We start from the raw sequence: 1,176 nt of genomic DNA, 5'->3' as shown, positions 1-1,176 counted from the left end.
ATGGCAAAGGAAAAGTTTGAGCGTAATAAGCCGCACGTCAACATCGGCACGATTGGCCACGTTGACCACGGCAAGACCACGCTGACCGCAGCAATCACCAAGTATTTCGGTGACTTCAAAGCGTATGACCAGATTGACGGCGCGCCTGAAGAAAAAGCACGTGGCATCACCATCTCGACCGCCCACGTGGAGTACGAGACCGACAACCGCCACTACGCGCATGTCGACTGCCCCGGCCACGCCGACTACGTCAAGAACATGATCACCGGTGCTGCCCAGATGGACGGCGCGATCCTGGTTGTGAACGCAGCTGACGGCCCGATGCCGCAGACCCGCGAGCACATCCTGCTGGGCCGCCAGGTTGGCATCCCGAAGATGGTCGTGTTCATGAACAAAGTGGACCAGGTTGACGATGAAGAGCTGCTGGAACTGGTTGAGATGGAAGTTCGCGAACTGCTGTCCAGCTATGAATACCCCGGCGACGATATTCCGATCATCGCAGGTTCGGCTCTGGCCGCGATGGAAGGCAACAACCCGGAAATCGGCGAAGAGAAGATCAAAGAACTGATGGCGGCTGTTGATGACTACATCGACACCCCTGAGCGTGAAGTTGACAAGCCGTTCCTGATGCCGGTCGAAGACGTGTTCTCGATCTCGGGCCGTGGTACCGTTGTGACCGGTCGTGTCGAGCGTGGCGTGATCAACGTTGGCGACGAGATCGAAATCGTCGGCATCCGTGACACTCAGAAAACCACCTGTACTGGTGTTGAAATGTTCCGCAAGCTGCTGGATCGCGGTGAAGCGGGCGACAACATCGGCGCCCTGCTGCGCGGCATCGACCGTGACGGCGTTGAGCGTGGCCAGGTTCTGTGTAAGCCGGGTTCGGTGACACCGCACACCAAGTTCGAAGCCGAAGCCTACATCCTGACCAAGGAAGAAGGCGGTCGTCACACCCCATTCTTCGCGAACTACCGTCCGCAGTTCTACTTCCGTACAACTGACGTGACCGGCACCGTGACCCTGGCCGCTGGCACCGAGATGGTTATGCCTGGCGACAACGTCGGCTTCACCGTCGAGCTGATCGCGCCGATCGCGATGGAAGACGGCCTGCGCTTCGCCATCCGCGAAGGCGGCCGCACCGTCGGCGCCGGCGTCGTGTCGAAAATCATCGAGTAA

At 59.2% G+C, this 1,176-nt stretch carries 1 protein-coding gene; it reads left to right on the top strand.

Annotation, left to right across the window (positions count from 1 at the left end; translation table 11 throughout):
- Positions 1–1,176 (top strand): elongation factor Tu (gene tuf / locus ACR0JR_RS22360; protein WP_010441214.1); only part of this gene is annotated, 1,176 nt, incomplete at its 5' end.

The organism is Ruegeria sp. AA3 (assembly GCF_056542905.1).
The sequence above is the reverse complement of the archived record's forward strand: the minus strand, read 5'-3'. Positions and strand labels throughout refer to the sequence as shown.